Source organism: Pseudomonas sp. NFACC14 (genome assembly GCF_900106885.1).
In the GTDB taxonomy this organism is placed as follows: domain Bacteria; phylum Pseudomonadota; class Gammaproteobacteria; order Pseudomonadales; family Pseudomonadaceae; genus Aquipseudomonas; species Aquipseudomonas fluorescens_AA.
Genome location: NZ_FNOA01000015.1, coordinates 148,186 through 154,212, shown reverse-complemented (window position 1 = coordinate 154,212; position 6,027 = coordinate 148,186). Strand labels below are relative to the sequence as shown.

At 63.2% G+C, this 6,027-nt stretch carries 9 protein-coding genes; 3 read left to right on the top strand and 6 right to left on the bottom strand.

Going from position 1 to position 6,027, the window contains the following annotated elements:
• Positions 1–61 precede the first annotated feature (61 nt).
• From BLU85_RS21235 to BLU85_RS21210, 6 genes are read right to left on the bottom strand one after another with little or no spacing between them, the layout of a single operon-like run.
• Entirely contained in the window at positions 62–766 is a 705-nt protein-coding gene (locus BLU85_RS21235) for an HAD family hydrolase (protein WP_092203283.1), read from the bottom strand.
• On the bottom strand, positions 763–1,662 hold the full coding sequence (xerC, locus tag BLU85_RS21230; RefSeq protein WP_092203293.1) for a tyrosine recombinase XerC: 900 nt from the start codon (positions 1,660–1,662) through the stop codon (positions 763–765). The genes BLU85_RS21235 and xerC overlap by 4 nt, the downstream gene beginning before the upstream one ends.
• A gap of 2 nt (positions 1,663–1,664) precedes the next feature.
• Entirely contained in the window at positions 1,665–2,387 is a 723-nt protein-coding gene (locus BLU85_RS21225) for a DUF484 family protein (protein WP_060740089.1), read from the bottom strand.
• A gap of 13 nt (positions 2,388–2,400) precedes the next feature.
• Positions 2,401–3,231: a diaminopimelate epimerase gene (dapF, locus tag BLU85_RS21220; protein WP_092203281.1), complete on the bottom strand. Its 831-nt coding sequence runs from the start codon at positions 3,229–3,231 to the stop codon at positions 2,401–2,403.
• A 4-nt stretch (positions 3,232–3,235) separates the two neighbouring features.
• Positions 3,236–4,483 carry a diaminopimelate decarboxylase gene (gene lysA / locus BLU85_RS21215; protein ID WP_092174851.1) on the bottom strand — a complete coding sequence of 416 codons (1,248 nt, stop codon included), beginning with the start codon at positions 4,481–4,483 and terminating at the stop codon, positions 3,236–3,238.
• A gap of 9 nt (positions 4,484–4,492) precedes the next feature.
• On the bottom strand, positions 4,493–4,663 hold the full coding sequence (locus BLU85_RS21210; RefSeq protein ID WP_072406122.1) for an LPS translocon maturation chaperone LptM: 171 nt from the start codon (positions 4,661–4,663) through the stop codon (positions 4,493–4,495).
• A gap of 185 nt (positions 4,664–4,848) precedes the next feature.
• Between BLU85_RS21210 and cyaY the strand changes: the two genes are divergently transcribed.
• From cyaY to rnk, 3 genes are all read left to right on the top strand, one after another.
• The gene (cyaY, locus tag BLU85_RS21205) at positions 4,849–5,181 is read left to right on the top strand and encodes an iron donor protein CyaY (RefSeq protein ID WP_092203279.1); all 333 of its coding nucleotides are present in this window, start codon (positions 4,849–4,851) and stop codon (positions 5,179–5,181) included.
• A gap of 4 nt (positions 5,182–5,185) precedes the next feature.
• Positions 5,186–5,401 (top strand): DUF1289 domain-containing protein, encoded by a 216-nt coding sequence (locus BLU85_RS21200; protein ID WP_092203277.1) that lies wholly within the window; start codon positions 5,186–5,188, stop codon positions 5,399–5,401.
• A 212-nt stretch (positions 5,402–5,613) separates the two neighbouring features.
• Positions 5,614–6,024, top strand: coding sequence for a nucleoside diphosphate kinase regulator (gene rnk, locus BLU85_RS21190; protein WP_060740094.1), 411 nt, complete (start codon positions 5,614–5,616; stop codon positions 6,022–6,024).
• Positions 6,025–6,027: the final 3 nt, after the last annotated feature.

Sequence of the window (6,027 nt, the reverse complement as noted above, 5' to 3'; positions counted from 1 at the left end):
TGCCGCCGCCTTCGCGAGCAGGCTCGCTCCCACAGAGGCTTTGGCGGCTGTGAAGCGGGGTTCAGGGTTGGCTATGCCACCCAGCCAGTAACCCCGGCAGTTCGGTCAGGCTGCGAATTTCCGCATCCGGTACATGGTCAGCATTCCAGGGCTTGCCTGCCGGGTTGAACCACACCGCGCGCAGGCCGGCCTGTTGGGCGCCGGCGATGTCGTCGCCCGGGTGATCGCCAACGTGCACGGCGGTCTGTGCCGTGGCGCCGCCGCGCTGCAGGGCTTCGTGGAACAACCGGGCGTCAGGCTTGGCGATGCCGATGTCTTCGGCGCACAAGGCGAACTTGAAGTAGTCCGCCAGCCCCAGGCGTCGCACGTCGGCGTTGCCATTGGTGACCACGCCGAGGGCGAAATGATTGGCCAGGATTTCCAGGGTGGGCTGCACCTCGGGAAAAATCTCCAGCTGATGACGGGCGTGCAGGAACGTCTCGAAAGCCTGGTCCGCCAGTTCAGAGGCTTGCCACTGGTCGTAGCCGGCATCCTGCAAGGCGCGGAACAGCACCCGCCGGCGCAACGCACTGATGCGATGCTTGAGGTTGGGTTCTTCGCGCAACACTTGCTCGCGAATCGAAAAAAGATGCTCCACCGGCAGTCCGCCCAGGTCCGGTGCGTTGTCGGTCAGCCATTGGCGGAGTATGGCTTCGGCGCTGGCGATCACCGGGGCTGTGTCCCACAGGGTGTCGTCCAGGTCGAAAGTGATGAGTTCGATGGTCATGATTCGTCGCCCTTGATGCGTTTGGCCCTGGGGTGGGCACTGTCATAGACCGTCGCCAGGTGCTGGAAGTCCAAGTGGGTGTAGATCTGTGTCGTCTTGATGTCCGAGTGGCCCAGCAGCTCTTGAACGGCGCGCAGGTCCTGGGAGGATTCCAGCAGATGGCTGGCGAAGGAGTGCCTGAGCATGTGTGGGTGCAGGTTCTGCCCCAGCTCGCGTTCGCCGGCGGCCTTGACCCGCAACTGAATCGCCCGCGGGCCGAGGCGCCGACCGCGTTGGCTGACGAATACCGCGTCGTCGGCGGGGTTGGCCAGGGCCCGCAGGGGCAGCCACAGTTCCAGGGCTTCACGGGCCTTGCGGCCGACGGGCAGCAGGCGGGTCTTGCTGCCCTTGCCGAGCACCTGGACCATGCCGTCGGCCAGGTCCAGTTGATCCAGGTTAAGCCCCGTCAGCTCTGAAAGCCGCAGGCCGGACGAATAGAACAGCTCGAGAATCGCCTGGTCGCGCCGGGCCAGGAAGTCATCTTCGACGGCGCCTTCAAGCAATTGCAGGGCGCGGTCGGTGTCGAGGGTCTTCGGCAGCCGGCGTTCGCCCTTGGGCGGTGCCAGGCCGGTGGCCGGATCGTGATCGCACAGGCCTTCGCGATTGAGGTAGTGATACAGGCCGCGCACCGCCGACAACAGTCGCGCCAGGCTGCGGGAGGACTGTCCCTGTTGATGCAGGCGGGCGATCAGGCTGCGCAAGCGCTGGATATCCAGGGCCGACCAACTGCCGATGTTCTGCTTCTGGCACCAGCCCAGCACTTTTTCCAGGTCGCGGCGATAGGCCGACAACGTGTGGGGCGACACCTGACGCTCACTGCGCAGGTGTTCGCAGTAGGCGTCCAGTTGCCGCTCCATCATCAGCGTACCGAGCGCAGCGAACCGGCGACTCTTGGCAGCACCCGGCCGGTGACTTCGGCGATGTAGCTCAAGAACAGCGTGCCCACCGAACTCTTGTAGTGCTGCGGATCGCGGCTGGCGATGGCCAGTACGCCGTGCACGCCCTGGTGGGCGATGGCGACGACGGCAGTGGAGCCGATCTGCTTGCGCTGTTCTTCGCCGAACAGGAAGTCCAGCTCATGTTCGCGCAGGCTGCCGCTGACGCTTTTGTTTTCCGTGAGCAGGCCGCCGATGGCCGTCTGCGCTTCGGCGTGGGTCACCCAGCGGCCCACCGGCATGGCGTTGTCGCCAAACAGGATCAGGCTGACAAAGGGCACCTGGAAATCCTGGCGCAGACTGTCTTCGACGCTCATGACCAGGTCTTCGAGGGTGCTGGCGTCCATCAGGGCCAGGATCAGTCGACGGGTCTTGTCGAAGAGCCGGTCGTTGTCCCGGGCCACGTCCATCAGGTGCGAAAGACGATGGCGCATTTCGATGTTGCGCTCGCGCAGGATCTTCATCTGGTGCTCCACCAGCGACACGGTGTCGCCGCGCCGGTGGGGGATGCGCATCGTCGCAAGCAGTTCTTCATGCTCGACGAAGAAGTCCGGATGAGCCTCCAGGTAAGCGGTCACGGCCGCGACTTCTGGAAGGCTGGGAGATTCGTCGGGCTGTGGGGCTGGAACCTGTGGCTGATCGGTCATGGGTTTGGCTCACTCAAAGACGAACTTGTCCTTCGTATACGCGCACTGCCGGGCCGGTCATCATCACCGGTTGGCCAGGGCCTGCCCATTCGATGGACAGGCGCCCGCCGGGCAGGTCGATCAACAATGGCGAATCCATCCACCCCTGGCTGATCGCAGCGACGGCAGCGGCACAGGCGCCGGTACCGCAGGCCTGGGTTTCCCCGGCACCGCGTTCCCAGACGCGCAATTGTGCGCGGTGACGGTCGATGACTTGCAGGAAACCGACATTCACCCGCGCGGGGAAGCGCGGATGGTGTTCGATTTTCGGCCCCAGCTCATGCACCGGGGCACTGTTGATATCGGTCACTCGCAGCACGGCATGGGGGTTGCCCATGGAGACTGCCGCCAGCTCCACCGTGTTGCCATCGACTTCCAATGGATAGCTCAGGGCCTGGGCCGGCGCTTCGAATGGAATGTCCGCCGGTACCAGGCGCGGGGCGCCCATGTTGACGCCGATCTGGCCGTCGCTGCGCACATCCAGTTCGATGATGCCGCTCTTGGTCTCGACACGGATCTGCCGCTTGGCGGTCAGGCGCTTGTCCAGCACGAAGCGGGCGAAGCAGCGCGCGCCGTTGCCGCATTGCTCCACTTCCGAACCGTCGGCGTTGAAGATCCGATAACGGAAATCCACGTCCGGGTTGTTGGGCGCCTCGACGATCAGCAACTGGTCGAAACCGATACCGGTGTGCCGGTCTCCCCATTGCTTGGCATGCTTGGGCAGGATATGCGCGTGCTGGCTGACCAGGTCGAGGACCATGAAGTCATTGCCCAGGCCGTGCATCTTGGTAAAACGCAGCAGCATGGTTTTACTCCGGCAGCAGGCTTTCGCCGGCAAACAACTCGGCTACCGTCTCGCGGCGACGCACTTCGAATGCCTGATCACCGTCCACCAGCACCTCGGCGCAACGGCCGCGGGTGTTGTAGTTGGAACTCATGACAAACCCGTAGGCACCGGCCGAATGCACGGCCAGCAAGTCGCCTTCTTCCAGCGCCAGCTCCCGACCCTTGGCCAGGAAGTCACCGGTTTCGCAGATCGGCCCGACGATGTCGTAGGGGCGGGCCGCGGTGTCGCGAGGGCGCACGGCGGTGACATCCATCCACGCCTGGTACAGCGCCGGGCGGATCAGGTCGTTCATCGCCGCATCGACGATGGCGAAATCCTTGTGTTCGGTGTGCTTGAGGTATTCGACCTGGGTCAGCAGCACGCCGGCATTGGCCACGATATAGCGGCCGGGCTCGAACATCAGCGCCAGGTCGCGGCCTTCGAGGCGCTCGCGCACCGTCTTGATGTAGTCGGCCACCAGGGGGGGCTCTTCATCGCGATAGCGCACGCCGACACCGCCACCCAGGTCGATGTGGCGCAGGTAGATGCCGCAGTCGCCAAGGCGGTCGACCAGCGCCAGCAGGCGGTCGAGGGCATCGATGAACGGTTCGAGGGTGGTCAGTTGCGAGCCGATGTGGCAATCGACACCCAGCACTTCCAGGTTTGGCAGTTGGGCGGCGCGTACGTACACGTCCTCGGCGTCGGCAATGGCGATGCCGAACTTGTTTTCCTTCAGGCCGGTGGAAATGTACGGGTGGGTGCCCGCGTCGACGTCCGGGTTCACGCGCAGGGAAACCGGCGCGCGAACGCCCAGCTCGGCGGCGACGACCTGCAGGCGCTCCAGCTCATCGGTGGATTCGATGTTGAAGCAGTGCACGCCGACTTCCAGGGCGCGGCGCATGTCTTCGCGGGTCTTGCCGACGCCGGAGAACACGATCTTGTCGGCGCTGCCACCAGCGGCCAGCACACGCTCGAGCTCGCCACCGGAGACGATGTCGAAACCGGCACCCAGGCGCGCCAGGACATTGAGCACGCCCAGGTTGGAGTTGGCCTTGACGGCGAAACACACCAAGTGCGGCATGCCGTCGAGCGCATCGGCGAACGTCCGGTACTGGGCTTCGATGTGGGCACGGGAATAGACGTAGGTCGGCGTGCCGAAACGTTCGGCGATCGCGGACAGGGCAACTCCTTCCGCGAACAGCTCCCCGCCACGGTAGTTAAAAGCGTCCATGGCGTTCCCTTAGTAGGTGGTGTGGGTGTCGTGCGAGTGTGTCTTGGATTGCGACGACTTGGCCTGTTCTTCAGGGGACTTGCTGTCATCAGGCAGGTACAACGGACCTTTTTGACCACAGGCTGTCACGAGGCAGGCAACCGCGACGAGCGCAGCAAGGGAAGAGATCAGGCGCTTCATGGCGAAATCCTTGAAAATGCATTAATTGCGCCGGAGTATACCGGCCACCCGTCAGCTTGCCTATGCAACGGGGCGCCCGTCCGGCGGCACTGTTGTCGTTGATCGGTATATCCTTTGCAATCGCCGGGCGGCGTCCGTATCTTGCGGCGCTTGAGCATGAGCAGACATTTTCGAGGTTGCCGCAAATGAGTTTGACTGAAGCCCGTTTCCACGATCTGGTCGATGCGACCCAGCAAACGCTGGAGGATGTGTTCGATGACAGTGGCCTGGACATCGATCTGGAAATCTCCGCCGGTGTACTCACCGTCAAGTTCGAAAACGGCAGCCAACTGATCTTCAGTCGCCAGGAGCCGTTGCGGCAGTTGTGGCTGGCGGCGGTCTCCGGCGGCTTTCATTTCGACTACGACGAGGAAAGCGAGCGCTGGATGTGTGACAAGAGCGAAGAGCAACTGGGTGAGATGCTCGAGCGCATCGTCAAGCTGCAGGCGGGCGTGGAACTCGAGTTCGAAGGCCTGTGACGGCGTGAGCCAGACCGCCCCGCCACGGCCCCCCAAGCCGCTCTACAGCAACGTCAGCCCCGCGGTGCCGTCGCCGTGCACCAGCGTGTGCAAGCTGGATGAGCAGAAGGTCTGCCTCGGCTGTTTCCGCCATGTGGAAGATATCCGCGAATGGCGCTCGGCCGATGATGAGCGCCGGCGGGTCATCTGTGCCGAGGCGCTCAAGCGCAGATCCCTGTAGGAGCTGCCGAAGGCTGCGATCTTTTGTTCTTGATCTTTGCGGTTTTCGCTTGAGGCTCAATTGCTCGGATCAAGATCGCAGCCTCGTTGCACTCGTCAGCTCCTACTGATAGTGTCCGGCTACGCCTCAATTCGTCGAGGCCCGTGAAAACCCCGCCTTTTTGTGGCGGGGTTTTGCTTTTTTTGTGCAGAAAAAAGGAGTCTGCCTGGATCATGACCGCACCTTCCATCACCCTTACCCGCCTGGACGTACAGCGTCTGGAACGCCTGATCGACAGTCTTGATGAAACGCTGCCAGGCGTGATTGCGTTGCAAACCGAACTGGATCGCGCCGAGAACGTGGTGGGCCACGAAGAAGTGCCTGCCGATGTCGTGACCATGAATTCGCGTGTGCACTGCCGCGAAGAAAGCAGCGGCAAGGACTATCACCTGACGTTGGTTTATCCACAGGACGCCAATGCCGACGAAGGCCGGATCTCGATCCTGGCACCGGTGGGCAGTGCCTTGCTGGGCCTGAAGGTCGGCCAGCACATCGACTGGCCGGCCCCGGGCGGCAAGACGTTGAAACTGACCTTGCTGGACGTCGAATACCAGCCCGAAGCAGGCGGCGATTTCCACCTCTGAGTG